The sequence below is a fragment of the Chryseobacterium sp. CH21 genome (genome assembly GCF_004119445.1).
Classification (GTDB): Bacteria; Bacteroidota; Bacteroidia; order Flavobacteriales; family Weeksellaceae; genus Chryseobacterium.
Genome location: NZ_QICI01000061.1, coordinates 1 through 17,190, shown reverse-complemented (window position 1 = coordinate 17,190; position 17,190 = coordinate 1). Strand labels below are relative to the sequence as shown.

General features: G+C 35.8%; 11 protein-coding genes and 2 pseudogenes. 6 read left to right on the top strand and 7 right to left on the bottom strand.

Translation table 11 applies throughout. From position 1 onward, the window contains the following. Window positions 1-36 precede the first annotated feature (36 nt). The 7 genes and pseudogenes from BOQ62_RS12435 to recQ form a co-directional block, all read right to left on the bottom strand. Window positions 37-861 carry a S1 RNA-binding domain-containing protein gene (locus tag BOQ62_RS12435; protein ID WP_129039910.1) on the bottom strand — a complete coding sequence of 275 codons (825 nt, stop codon included), beginning with the start codon at window positions 859-861 and terminating at the stop codon, window positions 37-39. Between the two features lie 205 nt (window positions 862-1,066). Next, window positions 1,067-1,939, bottom strand: a complete 873-nt coding sequence (locus BOQ62_RS12430; RefSeq protein WP_129039908.1) for a DUF4476 domain-containing protein — start codon at window positions 1,937-1,939, stop codon at window positions 1,067-1,069. A 103-nt stretch (window positions 1,940-2,042) separates the two neighbouring features. After that, window positions 2,043-3,446 (bottom strand): dihydrolipoyl dehydrogenase, encoded by a 1,404-nt coding sequence (gene lpdA, locus BOQ62_RS12425; RefSeq protein WP_105701327.1) that lies wholly within the window; start codon window positions 3,444-3,446, stop codon window positions 2,043-2,045. Window positions 3,447-3,576: 130 nt separating this feature from the next. Beyond that, entirely contained in the window at window positions 3,577-3,963 is a 387-nt protein-coding gene (locus tag BOQ62_RS12420; protein WP_129039906.1) for a cupin domain-containing protein, read from the bottom strand. A 46-nt stretch (window positions 3,964-4,009) separates the two neighbouring features. Continuing rightward, window positions 4,010-4,360, bottom strand: a complete 351-nt coding sequence (locus BOQ62_RS12415) for a hypothetical protein (protein ID WP_129039903.1) — start codon at window positions 4,358-4,360, stop codon at window positions 4,010-4,012. A 79-nt stretch (window positions 4,361-4,439) separates the two neighbouring features. Continuing rightward, window positions 4,440-5,521, bottom strand: a pseudogene (locus BOQ62_RS12410) (glycosyltransferase). Between the two features lie 214 nt (window positions 5,522-5,735). Continuing rightward, window positions 5,736-7,939 (bottom strand): annotated as a pseudogene (recQ, locus tag BOQ62_RS12405) (DNA helicase RecQ). A gap of 158 nt (window positions 7,940-8,097) precedes the next feature. On the opposite strand from recQ, the gene BOQ62_RS12400 reads away from it, so the two are divergent. The 6 genes from BOQ62_RS12400 to BOQ62_RS23260 all read left to right on the top strand — a co-directional run bounded on the left by BOQ62_RS12400 (window position 8,098) and on the right by BOQ62_RS23260 (window position 16,956). Beyond that, window positions 8,098-9,057, top strand: a complete 960-nt coding sequence (locus BOQ62_RS12400) for an SIS domain-containing protein (RefSeq protein ID WP_129039901.1) — start codon at window positions 8,098-8,100, stop codon at window positions 9,055-9,057. 129 nt (window positions 9,058-9,186) lie between these two features. Beyond that, entirely contained in the window at window positions 9,187-10,014 is an 828-nt protein-coding gene (gene tatC / locus BOQ62_RS12395) for a twin-arginine translocase subunit TatC (RefSeq protein WP_129039899.1), read from the top strand. Between the two features lie 225 nt (window positions 10,015-10,239). Further along, window positions 10,240-13,200 (top strand): reprolysin-like metallopeptidase, encoded by a 2,961-nt coding sequence (locus tag BOQ62_RS12390; RefSeq protein ID WP_129039897.1) that lies wholly within the window; start codon window positions 10,240-10,242, stop codon window positions 13,198-13,200. Between the two features lie 135 nt (window positions 13,201-13,335). Further along, window positions 13,336-14,967: a M1 family metallopeptidase gene (locus tag BOQ62_RS12385; protein WP_129039895.1), complete on the top strand. Its 1,632-nt coding sequence runs from the start codon at window positions 13,336-13,338 to the stop codon at window positions 14,965-14,967. A 133-nt stretch (window positions 14,968-15,100) separates the two neighbouring features. Next, window positions 15,101-15,847, top strand: a complete 747-nt coding sequence (locus BOQ62_RS23265) for a hypothetical protein (protein WP_228414046.1) — start codon at window positions 15,101-15,103, stop codon at window positions 15,845-15,847. Then, entirely contained in the window at window positions 15,811-16,956 is a 1,146-nt protein-coding gene (locus BOQ62_RS23260) for a PDZ domain-containing protein (RefSeq protein WP_228414044.1), read from the top strand. Before BOQ62_RS23265 ends, BOQ62_RS23260 begins: the two co-directional genes overlap by 37 nt. Window positions 16,957-17,190: the final 234 nt, after the last annotated feature.

Genomic DNA, 17,190 nt, shown 5'->3' with positions numbered 1-17,190 from the left:
AAAAAAACGGGCAGAAATTTCTGCCCGTTTTTGATTTTATAATAATTTGATTTTATCCTCTAAAATATCAATAATCTTATCTTTATAAAGTCCTCCGATTGCTTTTTTAAAGTTCTTCTTGCTCATTCCCAGCTCATCCTTGATCTCTTCAGGAGAAGACTTATCAGATACATATAGAAGTCCATAATTTTCTTCCAGTTTATCCAGAATCTTCTTTTTGAACTCATCAATATTTTCAAAGCCGTCCGGTTGTAAAGAAATATCTATTTTCCCATCTTCACGTATTGCTTTGATGTATCCTTTTTCTTCTGATAGCGGATATAGTTTTTTGAAAACATCAGAAACATAGATTAAACCTATGTATTGCTTATTGATGATCACATTCCAGCCCAGTTCACTTTCGTTCATCATGAGCAAATCTACTTTATCCCTTTTTTGAAACGGAAGGTCAGTATACTGAGGATTTCTCTTGAACTTTGTGGTTCCTGTAATCAATCCCATATCTTCATCCACATAAATATAGACCAGATATCTTTTTCCTTCAATAATTTTAGTTTTCTGCTGTTTGTAAGGGATGAATAGATCTTTAATGATTCCCCAATCCATAAAAGCTCCACTTGGAAGGCTTTGTACACAGCTCATTACTGCAAACTCACCTACTTCAGCCAATGGAATTTCAGTAGTTGCTTTTAATTTATCATCATCCTGATAGACAAAAACATCAACTTCCTCTCCTATTTCTTTTTCGTCCTGCATAAATATTTTAGGCAGAAAAGCTTTCTCACCGGATTCATCCACAACGATCCATCCTGAATTAATTTTTTCTGAAATTGTTAAAGTTTGAGTTTTTCCGAGTTGCATTGATGATAAAATTAGCTGACAAAGGTACGGAAATTTGAAGATGCCAACCTAGTCAATAAGGGTATAATTCTTTTGAACATTTTATAAGAGTTTGAAGTAACAATAATATATTTTAAGTTTTGACTGAAACCAGTAGATTTGTAATAAAAAAATAAACGGGCTTCCTTCGACTTCGCTCAGGATAACAGCCCGTTTCTATTCAATACTATAATTTCGAAATATACTCCATCAGTTCACGTTTGCTGCTTTCAAAATCAAAAGCATCAGTCACCATAAAGTAATGTTCTTTATCTACACAGGTACGATACATAGATTTAGCTAAAGCCAATTTATTATTATCAAAACTTATTGATTTCACCAAATCTCTTATTTGTGCAGCAGTAAACATTGAAACACGCATCTGTTGATTAATCATGGTAATTTTACCGTCATCAAAACTTTCATTTTGCATCATCATATCAAAAAAGTGGCGGAAAGAATGAGTATCCATTGCATTTCCCTGATTGCTCCTCCCTCCGGACTGATTTCCGTAAGGGTTGTTCCAGATATCATTCCAGTCATTAAATCCATACTGATTTTGTAAAGGGTAAGAATCCAGAAGATACAAACCTTCGTTGGTAAAAAAATCCAATACCGTTCTGTTGTTATTACGAAGCATGAGTGTTGTTCTGTAAATCAGAAACCCATTCTCGTAGATTGAAATGAGCAATCTTCCTGAGGAAAGGTCAAAGAACCTGTATTTTCCGGAACCGTTTGCGATCATCTGATCACCTACTTCTACAGTAAAAAAGCCCTGTTCAGGAATTCTCAGAAAGACTTCTGCATAGCCGTAGTTTCTGTCCCATTGATAGTTTGGCGTTTTGATTCTATTTCCTAATCCATTGCCGTTTCTTTGCGGAATGGTAGTATTTCCAGATCTGGGCTGATCAACAATTTTATTTCTTTCATCCGGGCTTTTAGAAGCTCTCATTTCTGTAGTTGAAGCCTCATTCTTCAATAATTCTCCTGCCTTACCTGCTTCCTGCGCAAATGCGCTGATTCCTGCTAAAAGCATCCAACTTATAAAAATCTTTTTCATGTATGAAATTTTCAGAAATCATCTCCATTTTTATGCCAAAAAAGGAGAAACCAAATTGATTTCTCCTTTTTATATTTAAATGATTAATTTTTTTAATCAGGTATTACATATGAATAGGTCTTTTTGCTGTAGCATCCAATGCAGCTTCTTTAATAGCTTCTGCATAGGTTGGGTGAGCGTGAGAACTTCTTGCAATGTCTTCAGCACTTGCACGGAATTCCATAGCAATTACCCCTTCAGCAATAAGGTCAGCAGCTCTTGCTCCAATGATGTGCATTCCTAAAACTTCATCTGTTTTTTCGTCTGCAATAATCTTAACAAGACCATCTATATCACCACTCGCACGGCTTCTACCTAATGCTCTCATTGGGAAAGATCCTACTTTGTAAGCTACTCCTTCTTCTTTTAACTGCTCTTCAGTTTTACCCACTCCAGCAACTTCCGGCCATGTATAAACAACTCCAGGGATAAGGTTATAGTTGATGTGAGGCTTTTGTCCAGCTAAAGTTTCAGCAACAAATACTCCTTCTTCTTCAGCTTTGTGAGCCAACATCGCACCTTTGATAACATCACCGATAGCATAGATATTAGCAACATTAGTCTGTAGGTGGTCGTTTACTTTCACTCTTCCTCTTTCATCAAGCTCTACTCCTGCTTTTTCAAGACCAAGACCATCTGTATAAGGTTTTCTCCCTACAGAAACTAAACAGTAATCTCCTTCTACTACTACTTCTTCTCCTTTTTTATCTTTAGCTGTGATCTTTACAGTATCTCCGTTTCTTTCAACCGCAGAAACTGCAGTAGAAAGCATAAACTTCATTCCTTGTTTTTTAAGAACTTTAGTCAATTCTTTGCTTAAAGCTCCATCCATTCCAGGGATGATTTTATCCATAAATTCAACAACAGTTACCTGAGCTCCTAATCTTAGGTATACAGAACCTAGTTCAAGACCAATAACTCCACCTCCGATTACCACTAAATGCTTAGGAATTTCTTTAAGGTTTAAAGCTTCCGTAGAAGTAATCACTCTTTCTTTATCTAAAGAGATGAAAGGTAATGCAGATGGTTTAGAACCAGTTGCAATGATTGTGTATTTAGATTCGATCGTTTCAGAAGAACCATCGTTTTTTGTAACTTTAATCTGAGTAGCAGATTCGAAGCTTCCTACTCCTTCAAAAACAGTAATCTGGTTTTTGTTCATCAGGTAGCTGATTCCGTCTGTATTTTGTTTGATCACTTCGTTTTTACGCTCGATCATTCTTGCGATATCTGCCTGCGGCTCATTGATGATGATTCCGTGACCTGCAAAATTGTGTTTTGCATTTTCGAAATGTTCAGAGCTGTCAAGAAGCGCTTTTGACGGAATACATCCAACGTTAAGACAAGTTCCGCCTAAAGTTGAGTATTTTTCAATAATTGCTGTTTTGAAACCTAATTGTGCTGCACGGATAGCAGCAACATAACCACCGGGACCAGAACCTATTACGGTAACATCGAATTGACTCATGTTATTGTATGAATTTGTTTATTATTATCTATCTTAATTCTCACAAATTTACATATAAATTACCAAGCACCAAAGTGAGTTTTATCAATTTTAAAAATGATAATTATATGCTTTAGTTTTATGAAAAATGTTATTTTATGAACTTTATATTTTCCTCATTCCCCTTCTTCAGGTAAATTGCAGTAAATACAAGTGGTTTTTCGGTGGATGCATTATCAAAATGAAGAATTTTCACATTTTTAGGTTCGTAAAAAGCATCACCTTCATGAAGGACCACTTTCTCCTTTCCTTCTATTTGAAAAACAGCTTCACCGGAATTGATTATTCCCAAAACGGGGCATGGATGCAGGTGCTCTGGCGCACCTTGTCCTGCAGCCATTGTTATTTCCTGAATCTCTGTGGATTTCACTTTCTGATTAAGAGCAGTTTTTAACAATTCTTTTCTGGAGATGGCCTTCTGCTGAGCCATCATTCCAACAGTATTCAGCATTAAAATAACAATGATAAATGGTTTCATAAATTTGATATTTAATTGTACTAATTTCTTATATCAGCATACAATATTACAAACTCACATTCAATTTTCCTTGTCCGAATTCACCTGTACTTTCAAAAAAAGAACCACCATACACATACCATTCAAGGCTTTCCAAAAACTCTACTGCATTTTCCGGTGTTATATTTGGACGGTCTTTTTTTGAAACAATTCCTTTGTACCATCTTCCTGATTTGGAAAAACTTTCATATTCCACAAAATAATGAATCCATATTCTCTGGCACAGCTTACACTGTTGAATCGTTACTTCTCCATATCTTCCGTTGGTATGATCTATTCCTAATGCTGAGCTTCTATATTCTGTATAACTTGAAGTGGGCTTCTCACAGGCACATCCTAATTTCTGGATCTTATTCATGAATGAAAAAATTGGTTTTCAGATAAAATTTATAAGTCCAAAAGTAAGAAATTAACACCCCATAAAGCAAATGGAGTCATCAAGGTTGTATCAAATCCAGCAAAACCTTTTCATATTTATCCAGAATAATATTCTTCGAAAACCTAGATTTAATAGAGTTTTTTATGGCATCTCTATTATAGTTACTTTGAAGAACCGTTACAATTTGCTGTGCAAAACCATCATAGTTTTCAATATTGGCAATTTCACCATTTACATTATGCTGGATGATTTCATTGATACCACCGGGGCAATTGTTGGCCAGAGAATAAGTTCCACAGGCACCTGCTTCCAAAAGTACATTGGGAAATCCTTCATATCTTGAAGAAAGCACGAATAAATCTGCATATTTCAGATATTGGTAGGGATTTTCCTGTCTGCCATGAAAAATGACTTTTTTTAATCCTAAAAGCTCTTTTGTCTGAAGTAAAAGGTCTTTATCTTTCCCGTCTCCTAGAATATGAAGAATGATATTTTCGTTCTTCAATCGTGAAAAAACTTTCAAAAGGTTATCAAATCCTTTTCTGGAAGACAAATTACCAATAGCCACTACATTTTTATAATTGTATTTAAAACATTCAGGCTTTAAAGATAAAGCCATTTTATCTTCAATAAAATCAAAGTCTACAGGGTTGTTGATCTTGACAATTTTTTCTTTTTAATATTAAAATTATCGACAAGATCTTTCATCATATCATCACTTTGAGCAATGATTCTCTGATAGTTATTGTAAAAATTATAGAAAAATTTAATCTCTTTTCGGGTTACATGTTCGGTAACAACGTTGGTTTCCCTTGCGATGAATTTTGTTCTTGGAAAAAGCTTTATGAATAGGGATAAATAAGCATTTACCTCTCCAAAACCTGAGAAAACAATATCTGGTTTTCTTCTGTAGATTTCTCCTAAAATAGGTCGTAATGAATGTCTTATTCTTTCGGTATTGATATCGATGATTTCGACATCTTTTTTCAGAAAATCCAGGTATCCGCCTTGTTTACGTAACAGCAAAATCTTGGGCTCAAACCGATCTCTTGAGAGGTGATTCGCTATAGTAGTAACAATCCTTTCTGCTCCTCCGGTCTCCAGGTCCGGCAGAATAAATATGACAGATATTTTTTTCATCATATCAAAGTTACTAAAAAGTTTGGTTATCTTTCTAATATTGAGAATGTGAAAATAGCCGTTTTAATGCTTATTAACAGAAATTAACTATGCTTTAAAATTGGATTTTATTTCAACACGATCTATTGATTTGATATTAGACAAAAATAAAGTAAGCTTTTCAGTAGAAAAGCTTACTTTATTTAATTTATATTCTAAAAATATATTGATTTCGTTAGTTAGCTACATCACTAATGAATTTAATTCTCAGCATTCTTACTTCTTCATCAGACAGTTCATCCCCAAATTCATCCAATAATACTTTCATACTGTCGCTTTCAGATTCGTTCATGAATTCCATGAATCCGTCTACAATGTCTTCATCAAAATTATCTTCAATATAGTAGTCGATATTCAGTTTTGTACCTTGATATACAATCCTTTCCATTTCTTTCAGAAGTTCGTCCATAGAAAGGTTTTTAGCTCTTGCAATATCTTCAAGATCAATCTTTTTATCAGTGCTCTGAATAATGAAAACTTTATGGCTTGATTTATTGGCCACCTGCTTCAACACCATATCTTGAGTACGTTCGATATTGTTATCTTCTACGTATGTTTTGATATAGTCTGCGAATTCTTTACCGTATTTTTTGGCTTTTCCTTCGCCTACTCCATAGATTTTGGTAATTTCATCTACTGTGATCGGATATTGAACTGTCATATCCTCCAAACTTGGATCCATAAACACCGTATAGGGCGAATTCCATGTTTTTTGGCTACTTTCTTTCTCAGATCTTTCAACAGGGTAAAAAGCTTCTGGTCCAAACCTCCACCAGCTTGCTGCTGTACCTGATCGCTTTCGGCTTTTGCCTGAGTAAGATCAAATTCTCTGTCTTCAGCAATTAAAAATACGTCTTTGGATTTACCATTCAGGACATTTCTTCCTTTTTCCGTAATCTTTAAAACACCGTAAGTTTCAATATCTTTTTGTAAAAAGTTCTGAACAGTTGCCTGTCTCAGAATTGTTTTCCAGTAATTATCTTTTTCTTCTTTTCCAAAGCCAAAATAAGAACTTTGTTCAAGCTTGTAAGATTTTGTCACTGCATTTTCTTTTCCTACAATGACAGAGATCAGGTCTTTGGACTTGAATTTTTCTCCTGTATCACTGATCAGTTCAAGTGCCTTTTCCATGTCTGCAGTGGCATCCTTTAATTTTGGAGGATTGGATGAGTTGTCACACATTTTTGCCCCATCACCGTTTACAGGATCGAAACTTTCACCAAAATAATAAAGGATATATTGTCTTCTGCTCATTGAAGTTTCAGCATAACCTACTACTTCATTTAAAAGCTGTAATCCGATTTCTCTTTCTGAAACGGGTTTTTGTGCCAGGAATTTTTCCAGTTTTTCAATATCTTTCGGATCGTAGAATGCCAGACAATGGCCTTCTCCTCCATCTCTCCCTGCTCTTCCGGTCTCCTGATAATAACTTTCCAGTGATTTCGGAAAGTCGTAATGGATGACAAAACGTACATCAGGTTTATCAATTCCCATCCCGAAGGCAATAGTTGCCACAATCACATCTACTTCTTCCATCAGGAATTTATCCTGGTTTGCCACTCTCACTTTCTGGTCAAGACCGGCATGATAAGGAAGTGCATTGATTCCGTTAACCTGCAGAAGCTGGGCAAATTCTTCAACTTTTCTTCGGCTCAGGCAATATACAATTCCTGATTTTCCTTTATGCTGATTGATAAATTTAACGATTTCCTTATCTATATTGATTTTAGGACATACTTCATAGTATAGGTTAGGACGGTTGAAACTTTCCTTGAATACCAATGCATTCGTCATTCCTAAAGTTTTCTGGATATCATCCTGAACCTTAGGAGTAGCAGTAGCTGTCAAAGCAATCACCGGTACACTGGCGATTTTGTCTATAATCTGTTTCAGATTCCTGTATTCCGGTCTGAAATCATGTCCCCATTCTGAAATACAGTGCGCCTCATCAATAGCAAAGAAAGAAATTTTCACCTCTTTCAAAAACTCCAGATAATCATCTTTAATTAATGATTCAGGAGCGACATACAGAAGTTTGGTTTTACCGCTTTTGATATCATCAAAAACCTGTTTGGTCTGTGTTTTGTTTAATGATGAATTCAATACGTGTGCTACTCCATCCTCAGATGAAAGACCGTTCACCGCATCCACCTGATTTTTCATCAACGCTATTAGGGGCGAAACGACTATTGCCGTACCTTCCGAAATAAGTGCCGGAAGCTGATAACATAATGATTTTCCACCACCTGTAGGCATTAAAACAAATATATCCTTCCCGTTCAATAGGTTGTCTATAATTTGTTCCTGCTGGCCCTTAAATGTAGAAAACCCAAAATACTTTTTCAATTCTCCTGATAAATTGGCTTTTTTTGCGCTCATCTAATTTTCTATTGCTAAATTTGCATCTCACCCAAAGTTATAAAAATTCTGCTTAAAATAAAAGCGAACGAATTTATAAAAAATAAAATTTATATTAAATATTCTTTTTAAAATATAACGTTTTTTAAGAACTTTTTTGTATACCTTATCATCATAAAATGGATAGAACCAACATTATATCAATTGCAAAAACCACTTTAGAAATAGAGATTTCTGAACTCGAAAAATTAAAAAACAGACTTGATGACCAATTTGCACAGGCAGTAGAGATTATTCACTCAGCAAAAGGAAAGCTCATTGTAGTAGGAATAGGGAAATCTGCTCATGTAGGTAATAAAATTGTAGCCACCTTAAACTCAACGGGTACTCCTTCACAATTCCTGCATGCTTCAGAGGCTATCCATGGAGATCTTGGAGTGATTCAGAAGCAGGATGTGGTTTTATGTATTTCCAATTCCGGAAATTCTCCTGAAATTGCCAATCTGGTTCCTTATCTGAAAGATTATTCTTCCGCACTGATCGGAATGACGGGAAATAAGAGCAGTAAACTGGCTGAGTTTTCAGAAGTTATTTTAGATACTCATGTGGAGGTTGAAGCGTGCCCGAATAAACTGGCTCCTACCAGCTCTACTACGATTCAAATGGCGTTGGGAGATGCTTTAGCAATTGCTTTAATGGAACTGAACGATTTTAAAGCTAATGATTTTGCTAAATTTCATCCGGGAGGAAGCTTAGGAAAAAATCTGACGTCTAAAGTAGAACAGTTTCTTTCTTCACAAAAACCTCAGGTTATAGAAGATGCATCCATAAGAGATGTTATTATCTCGATCAGTGGTTCAAGCCATGGAATTACGGTAGTAACCAATGAAAATCAGATCATCGGTGTCATTACAGACGGAGATCTGAGAAGAATGCTAATGAAAGGTGAAGATACCAGTAAGGTATTGGCTAAAGATATCATGTCTGCCCATCCTAGAACAATTGAGAAGGATGCTTTGGCCAAAGAAGCTATGAAAATCCTGAAAGAAAATAATATTGGTCAGCTGGTAGTAACGGAAAACGGAAAATACTTTGGGATTATAGACCTGCATAAACTTCTGGACGAAGGAATCAACTAAAAGATAGAAATCCGGAAGATAGAGATTAAGGAGATAATTTGCAGATTAAAAGTAATATTTAACTAATACCCTGCAAACTCGTACTTCTGTCATTTTTTTTATAAATTTGCGCTGTAAAAATTTTATTCTGTGAGTGATAGTAAAGACATGTCCTTTCTTGGACATATAGGAGAATTAAGAGGGCACCTGATCCGTTCGATTATTGCTATCATAATTGCGGCTTTTGTAGTGGGCTTTAATATCAACTGGATTATGGACCATATCTTTTTTGGACCTACCAGAAATGATTTCCCGACATTCAGAGTGGTTAATCATTTTTCAAGAATGATTTTGGGAGAAGACAGTATTCATCTTCCAAAGGACTTCCCTGTTCGTGTACAGAGATTGTATCAGCAGTTCAATGTGATGATGGCTGTTTCCATTTTTGGAGGGATGGTAGCTGCGTTTCCTTATATTGTATGGGAACTATGGCGCTTTATTGGTCCTGCTTTGCATCCGAAAGAAAGAAAGAATTCAATTTATATTATCAATGCGGTATGGATGCTTTTCATGACCGGAGTATTGTGTGGTTATTTTTTAATCCTTCCGTTTGCGGTTAATTTTGGGGTTATCTTTAAAATTTCAGACATTATCGTTCCGCTTTATGATTTAAGTGATTATACCACTTTATTTTTACAGGTGGTTTTGGGTATGGGCGTTATTTTCCTTTTCCCGATTTTGATCTACTTCCTTACCAGCATCGGAATTCTTACTCCTACCTTTATGAAAACCTACCGTCGTCATGCTATTGTATTGATTATGGTTGTAGCTGCAATCATTACTCCAGCTGATGTTTTAAGTATGATAATGGCAGCATTACCACTGCTTGTTCTTTATGAATTCAGCATTATGATGTGTAGTTATACCTATAAAAAAGCACAGAAAAATAACGGAAATCTTCCGGCAGTACAGAAATAAAAGTATTTTTTACTAGTAAAAGCTTAAGTGCTACTATTTAATTAAATAGTGGCACTTTTTTTATTTAAAAAAATTAACCTTAACTATATCTATTCTTAATATAATTAAAAACAACGACAAAATTCAACTAAAATTATAAAGTTGGGAGTAATTAACAATGTATCAATAAGTAAAGATTAAAAAAATACACTATATTTAAAACTTTAATAACAATCAATAAAAAATATGAAAAAGAAAATTATTTTCGTCTGTGCATTGGCTCTAAGTTTAAGTGGTTTGCAGGCACAACGCTGGGAACCCGTCTCAGAAAAAGTTACGCCAGTAAGAAAAGAAGTAAAAGTAGAATATGCCTACAAATTTGATCTTTCTGCATTAAGAGATCAACTAAAGAATGCTCCTGAAGCAGGAAAAGGAGGAAACGCTGTAATCGTTTCTCTTCCTACAGCAGATGGAAGAATTGAAAGATTTTCAGTATACAGTTCGCCAGTAGTAGAAAAGTCTATGGCAGACAGATATGAATTGGGAGCATATGCAGGTATCGGGCTGGATAATCCACATAAACAAATCCGATTCAGTACAGCTCCAAACGATTTTCAGTCTATGACATTCAATACTGATACAGGAAAATATGAATTCATAGAACCGATCAATAAAGAAAAGGATGTATTTGGAGTCTTTTTCAAATCTAATAAATCTCATGAAGATCCTTTCGAATGTAGAACTTCTGAACCTGAGAAGGTAAAGAAAGAAATGAATAAACTGCTTAAAACAAAAAATGTTTTAAAGGGTTTAGGGAATGCTAATAAAAGTAATGAACAAAAATACAGAACCTATAGAATTGCCATCTCCGTAAACGGTGAATATACACAACTTGCAGGAGGTGTTCCAGCGGCTGCAGCCCGTATTAACGCTACAATGAACCGTGTGAATGGTGTTTTTGAAAAAGATTTTGGAATCCATATGATTGTACAGGATCTTCCCCAACTTATATTTGCAGATCCCGCTACGGACCCTTATTCAAATGTAATAACCAACCCAAATGGATCATACAGTGCTCCTGGTGCATGGAATCTTCAGCTTCAGCAAACGCTTACCAATACTGCCGGTGTAGGTAATACTGCTTATGATATAGGACATTTCTTTGGCCACAGAGGTGGCGGTGGAAGTGCCGGAGATGTAGGAAACGTCTGTAGAAATCCTGCAAACAACAATGATGCTACTTCTAAAGGAGCGGGAATCACTTCACCTTCTACTCCGGATCAGCCTTTCGGAGATAATTATGACATCGATTTTGTTGCGCATGAGATTGGCCACCAGTTCGGTGCAGCACACACTATGTCTATAGCTTTACATGGAGCCCACATGGAGCCGGGATCCGGATCTTCAATTATGGGATACGCAGGTATTACCAACTATAATGTTCAGATGCACTCTGATGCTTATTTTCATACTAAAAATATTGAAGAAGTAGGAGCATATGTCAATGCTCAGGACTGTGGAATTATTACGAATGTAGCCAATACACCTCCTGCTATACAGCCATTGGTTAATAAAATGATCCCTAAAGGAACAGCTTTTGTGTTAACAGCTTCAGCAACAGATACACAAAATGATCCAATGACTTATACCTGGGAACAGTATGATCTGGCTACTTCTACCTTTGGACCTGTAAGCGCAACCAGAAATAATGGGGCGAATTTCAGATCTCTAATGCCTACCAATTCTCCTACCCGTTATTTCCCTAAATTTTCAAATGTTATTAATGGTACTCTTACCAGTGCTGCAGATTGGGAAACGGTTTCCAATATCCCAAGAACAATGAATTTTAAGGTAACGGTAAGAGACAACAATCCGGATGTTGCACAGCAGCAGACCCAAAGCAGTCTGATGAAAGTGGATATAGGGAATGAAGGACCTTTTAAAGTAACTTCAACTACGGTTTACAATAATACACCTGGAGCCGTTACCTGGGATGTGGTAAATACAAATAACGCTCCATATAATGTTCAAAATGTTAAAATAGATTATACTACAGACAACGGAACTACATGGACTGTTATTAGTCCATCTACAGTGAATGACGGATCTGAACCGTTTTCTTTCTCTTCTTTGGCAACCGGTGCCAGTGTAAAAATTAGAGTAAGTGCTATTGATAATGTATTCTACGCTGTTGGAAATGCTACTGTTTCTGCTTCTGCAAGTGCATGTACAACGTCTGCTCCTACAGGTATTACAGTAACAGGTATTACAAGAACTTCTGCTTCTGTAAACTGGACCGCATTAGTAGGAGCAACGTATTCTGTAATGTATAGAAAAGTAGGAACAGCAACATGGACTACAGTACCTGTTTCAACAAATGCTTATAACATTTCAGGGCTTACCGAAGCTACTCAATATGAAGTACAGGTAGCTAATGTTTGTAGTGCTTCAGTTGGTTCTTATTCAGCGTCAACGAATTTTACAACATCTCCATTTGCTAAGTGTTCAATCACAGGAACGAATGCTGCTGACGAGTATATTTCCAATGTTACAGTAACTGGTGCCGGAATGAGCCCTGTTTCAAACAGCAGCAGTAATACTCCTTACACAGACTATACTACAGATCCTTCAAAACTGATTACCCTTATGTCCGGATCTACAGGAAACAATGTAAGCATTACCAAAGGATGGACAGGTTCTCAATATAATGACGGAGTAACAGCATGGATAGATTTTAACAAAGACGGAGTATTCTCTTCTTCTGAAGTCATCTACACCAGCGCAGCTAGTATCGTATCACCTGTTTCCGGAACATTCTCCGTACCGGCAGACGCTTATACCGGAGGAAACGTCATTATGAGAGTGGTATTAGGATATGAAAGTCAGCCAAGTAGCGGATGCAGCAACCAGCAGTATGGTGAAGTGGAAGATTATCCGGTATTGATTCAGCAACAGCTTTCTACCAGCGAGACAGTGAAAGACAAAAATTCAATTCAGATCTACCCTAACCCGGCAAGTGATGTATTGAATGTAACTCAGATTTCATCTAAAGCTCAGTATATCATTACGAATATGGCTGGTCAGAAAGTAATGAATGGTCAGATTAACGATAATAAAATCTCTGTATCAAACTTAAGTACAGGAGCATATATTATTTCAATTGAAGATAAAGGAACAACTTCAAATCTGAAATTCATCAAAAAATAAAACCTAACCCGTTTTTACAGCCCGGCAATGACCGGGCTTTTTTTATGCCTTCTTAAAATCTGTATTTAATTTGATTTCCAGCATGTGGCTATTAATTTAATTTTATACTTTTGAAAAGATTTAATATAAGTTTAAATGAAAAAATTGTCATATACAATCTTATTTGCATCAGGGCTGGTTTTCGGACAGTTCTTTGAAAAGGATAAGGTTTTCACCAAACAGGATACTTTAAAAGGTTCTAATACAGAATTCCGAAATTTTTGGGATGTCAAAAAATATGATCTGTCTGTAGAACCGGACTTTGAACAGAGAAGTATTAAAGGAAATAATACAATCAGCTTCGAGATTATAAAAGATGTTACCAATCCTGTTTTCCAGATTGATCTTCAGCAGCCTATGAAAGCAGATAAAGTGGAAGGCAGCTTTCCTATTGCAAACTACAAACAGGATGGAGATTTTATTTGGATTACAGCCAATAAAAAATTCAAAAAAGGAGAAAAATATACCATCAATGTTGTCTATTCCGGAAAACCTACGATTGCTAAAAATGCCCCATGGGATGGAGGCTGGGTTTTCACCAAAGATGAAAAGGGAAATCCATGGATGACTGCTGCTGACGAAGGAATAGGAGCTTCCATATGGCTTCCTACCAAAGATATCTGGAGCGACGAACCTGACAATGGTATTGTCATGAATATTACTACACCCAAAGATCTTGTAGGAGTAGGAAATGGACGGCTTACCAACAAAAAGACAGAGGGTAATAAGACAACTTATACATGGGAAGTGAAAAATCCTATCAACGCTTACTCTATTATCCCAAGTATAGGAAAATATGTCAATTTTAAAGATATATTTGAGGGTGAAAAAGGAAAACTGGACCTTGATTATTGGGTAATCGATTATAATCTGGACAAGGCAAAGAAACAGTTTGAGCAGGTAAAGCCTATGTTATCAGCATTTGAATACTGGTTTGGTCCGTATCCGTTTTATGAAGATTCATACAAACTTGTAGAATCTCCTCACCTTGGTATGGAACATCAGAGTAATGTGGCCTATGGAAACAAATATCAGAACGGCTACCTTGGAAGAGATCTTTCAGGAACGGGAGTTGGATTAAAATGGGATTTCATTATTATTCATGAAAGCGGCCATGAATGGTTTGCCAACAATATTACGGCAAAAGATCAGGCTGATATGTGGATCCATGAAAGTTTCACCAACTATTCCGAAACTCTTTTCACGGAAAAATATATGGACAAAAAATCGTCTGAAATCTATGTTCAGGGAATCAGGAAATTGATAGACAATGACGTTCCTATTATTGGCCAGTATGGTGTAAGAAATGAAGGAAGTGGAGATATGTACCCGAAAGGAGCCAACATGATTCATACGATAAGACAGGTGATCAATAATGATGAAAAATTCCGACAGATTTTAAGAGGTTTGAATAAAGATTTTTATCATCAGACTGTTACCACCCAGCAGATTGAAAATTATATTTCATCAAAATCAGGGATCGATTTTTCAACTGTTTTTGATCAGTATCTGAGAACGATAAAGATCCCTACTCTTGAATACAATCAGAATGGGGATAGTTTAAAATTCCGTTATACTGATGTGGTAAAAAACCTGAAATTACCTATCATCATTAATGGAGATCAAACGATCAATCCTACTGAAGAATGGCAGACGGTAAAGCTTAAAAAGAATAGTCCGGTAGAGTTTAATCCCAACTATTACGTCAATTATTACAATAATAAATAAAAGAAAAAGGCAAATTTGCAGACCCGTAGATTTGTCTTTTTACTTTTTACTTTAAAATTTTAAGAAAAGTTTAATACTTATTCCGTAACAAAATGACAAAAAGAGCAACTATTTAACTATTAAAGTAAACCTAATGAGAAAAACAGTACTTAGTCTTGGTATTTTTGCTTCTTTTTTAGCAAATGCTCAGTCTATAAAAACAACCATTGATCTTATCAATGTAAAAGATGATAAAGTAGCCGTTACCATGGAATTTCCGAAAATGAAATCCGGAGATGTTAAATTCCATTTCCCCAAAACGGTTCCTGGTACTTATTCTGTAGACGATTATGGAAGATTCATCGAAGGGATCAAATTTTACGATAATAAAGGCAAGGAGCTTACTTTCACTAAAGTAAATGACAATACCTATTCATTGAAGAATGCTCAAGGTCTTTCCAAAATCTCTTATCTTGTGAATGACAGTTTTGATGATGAATTGGATACTTCAAAGCATAAAGCAGTATTTTCTCCGTCAGGAACAGATATTGAGGAAGGAAAAGTATATATGATTAATACCCACGGGTTCATTGGATATATTGATAACATGCAGGATGTTCCTTACCAGCTGATTGTACAGAAACCAACGGATTTCTACGGAACAACAGCTTTGGTAGATCAGGACAAATCTGAGTCTACAGACACTTATACTCTTGCCAACTATGCTAAGGTAACAGATTCTCCGTTGATGTATACAAAACCGGATTATATCACCTTCAATGCTGGGGGAATGGATCTTGTACTGGGTGTATATTCTCCGACGGGAAAATACAAAGCTGCAGATTTCAAAGAAAATCTGGAAAAATGGTGGTTGCTCAGAAGAAATTTTTGGGTGATATGAATACCAATAAAAAGTATGCAATCATGCTTTATCTTTCTGGTGGGGACGGACCTAAAGTGAAAGGTTTCGGAGCATTGGAACACCACGAATCTACCAGTGTAGTTCTTCCGGAAGGAATGCCAAAAGACGCTATTGATAATACAATTACAGATGTGGTTTCCCACGAATTTTTCCATACTGTAAATCCTTTGAAGACCCATTCAGAAGAGATTCACTATTTCGATTATGCGGATCCTAAAATGTCTCAGCACTTATGGATGTACGAAGGTGGAACAGAATATTTTGCCAATCTTTTCCAGATCCAGGAAGGTTTGATTAATAAAGATCAGTTTCTTGAAAGAATGGGTGAGAAAATTGCCAATTCCAAAAGCTATGATGATACAATGCCATTCACAGTAATGAGTAAAAATGTATTGGTAGAACCGTATAAAGATCAATACAGAAATGTGTATGAGAAAGGAGCTCTTCTGGCAATGTGTTTAGACATCGAACTTAGAAAACTTTCCAACGGTGAAATGGGATATCGTGATATGATCAGAAAACTGTCACAGAGATTTGGTGAAAACAAACCTTTCAAAGATGATAAACTGATTGACGAACTGGTAACAGTAACCGGATATCCTCAGGTAAAAGATTTCTATAACAAATATATTGCAGGAAACCAGCCAACCCCTTATGCACAATATCTGAGCATGGTAGGTGTAGATATCAAAAAGCAGGAAAGCCAGCCTCTTTTCTGGTTTATCAAAAACCCGAATGAAACAGATTTTGATCAAAAGACCAATGCTTTTACTTTTGACGATCATTCTGCGTTGTCTCCATTTGCAAAAAGTATCGGATTCAAAATCACTGACCAGGTACTTGCTTTAGATGGCAGAACAGTAGACATCAAAAAAGTACAGGATTTTATTGGCTATACCAGAACCATCAAAGATGGACAAGACGTTACGGTAACTATTTTAAGAGATAATGCCGGTAAGAAAGAAAAAATGACTCTGAAAGGAAAAGCTATTCTGGATAAAATGACCATGGAAACCCTTTCATTTAAGGCGAATCCTACTCCGGAAGAACTGAAACTACAGACCCAGTGGCTTACTGGTAAAAAATAATAAGAAAAGCGGGGAAATTTCCTAGTCATGGTCGGAAGATTTTTTCTTCCGACTTTTTGTTTTTAGATATTCAATATTATTATTTTAATTAATTGATTATCAGCCATTTAATTTGTTTTATTATTTCATTTTTTGTATCTTTATTGCTGATAATCAATTGTTTATGTCAGTTTTTAAAGATCACAAAATATCACTTAAAGATGTTTTAGAATTTATTCCCGAAGCACTTTTAAG

Bases quoted from the DNA above. Each gene is read 5' to 3' on its own strand.
- BOQ62_RS23260 (WP_228414044.1), top strand. From the start codon at position 15,811: ATGGTGGTTGCTCAGAAGAAATTTTTGGGTGATATGAATACCAATAAA.
- BOQ62_RS12415 (WP_129039903.1), bottom strand. From the start codon at position 4,360: ATGAATAAGATCCAGAAATTAGGATGTGCCTGTGAGAAGCCCACTTCA.
- lpdA (WP_105701327.1), bottom strand. From the start codon at position 3,446: ATGAGTCAATTCGATGTTACCGTAATAGGTTCTGGTCCCGGTGGTTAT.
- BOQ62_RS23265 (WP_228414046.1), top strand. From the start codon at position 15,101: ATGAGAAAAACAGTACTTAGTCTTGGTATTTTTGCTTCTTTTTTAGCA.
- BOQ62_RS12435 (WP_129039910.1), bottom strand. From the start codon at position 861: ATGCAACTCGGAAAAACTCAAACTTTAACAATTTCAGAAAAAATTAAT.
- BOQ62_RS12390 (WP_129039897.1), top strand. From the start codon at position 10,240: ATGAAAAAGAAAATTATTTTCGTCTGTGCATTGGCTCTAAGTTTAAGT.
- BOQ62_RS12385 (WP_129039895.1), top strand. From the start codon at position 13,336: ATGAAAAAATTGTCATATACAATCTTATTTGCATCAGGGCTGGTTTTC.
- BOQ62_RS12400 (WP_129039901.1), top strand. From the start codon at position 8,098: ATGGATAGAACCAACATTATATCAATTGCAAAAACCACTTTAGAAATA.
- BOQ62_RS12430 (WP_129039908.1), bottom strand. From the start codon at position 1,939: ATGAAAAAGATTTTTATAAGTTGGATGCTTTTAGCAGGAATCAGCGCA.
- BOQ62_RS12420 (WP_129039906.1), bottom strand. From the start codon at position 3,963: ATGAAACCATTTATCATTGTTATTTTAATGCTGAATACTGTTGGAATG.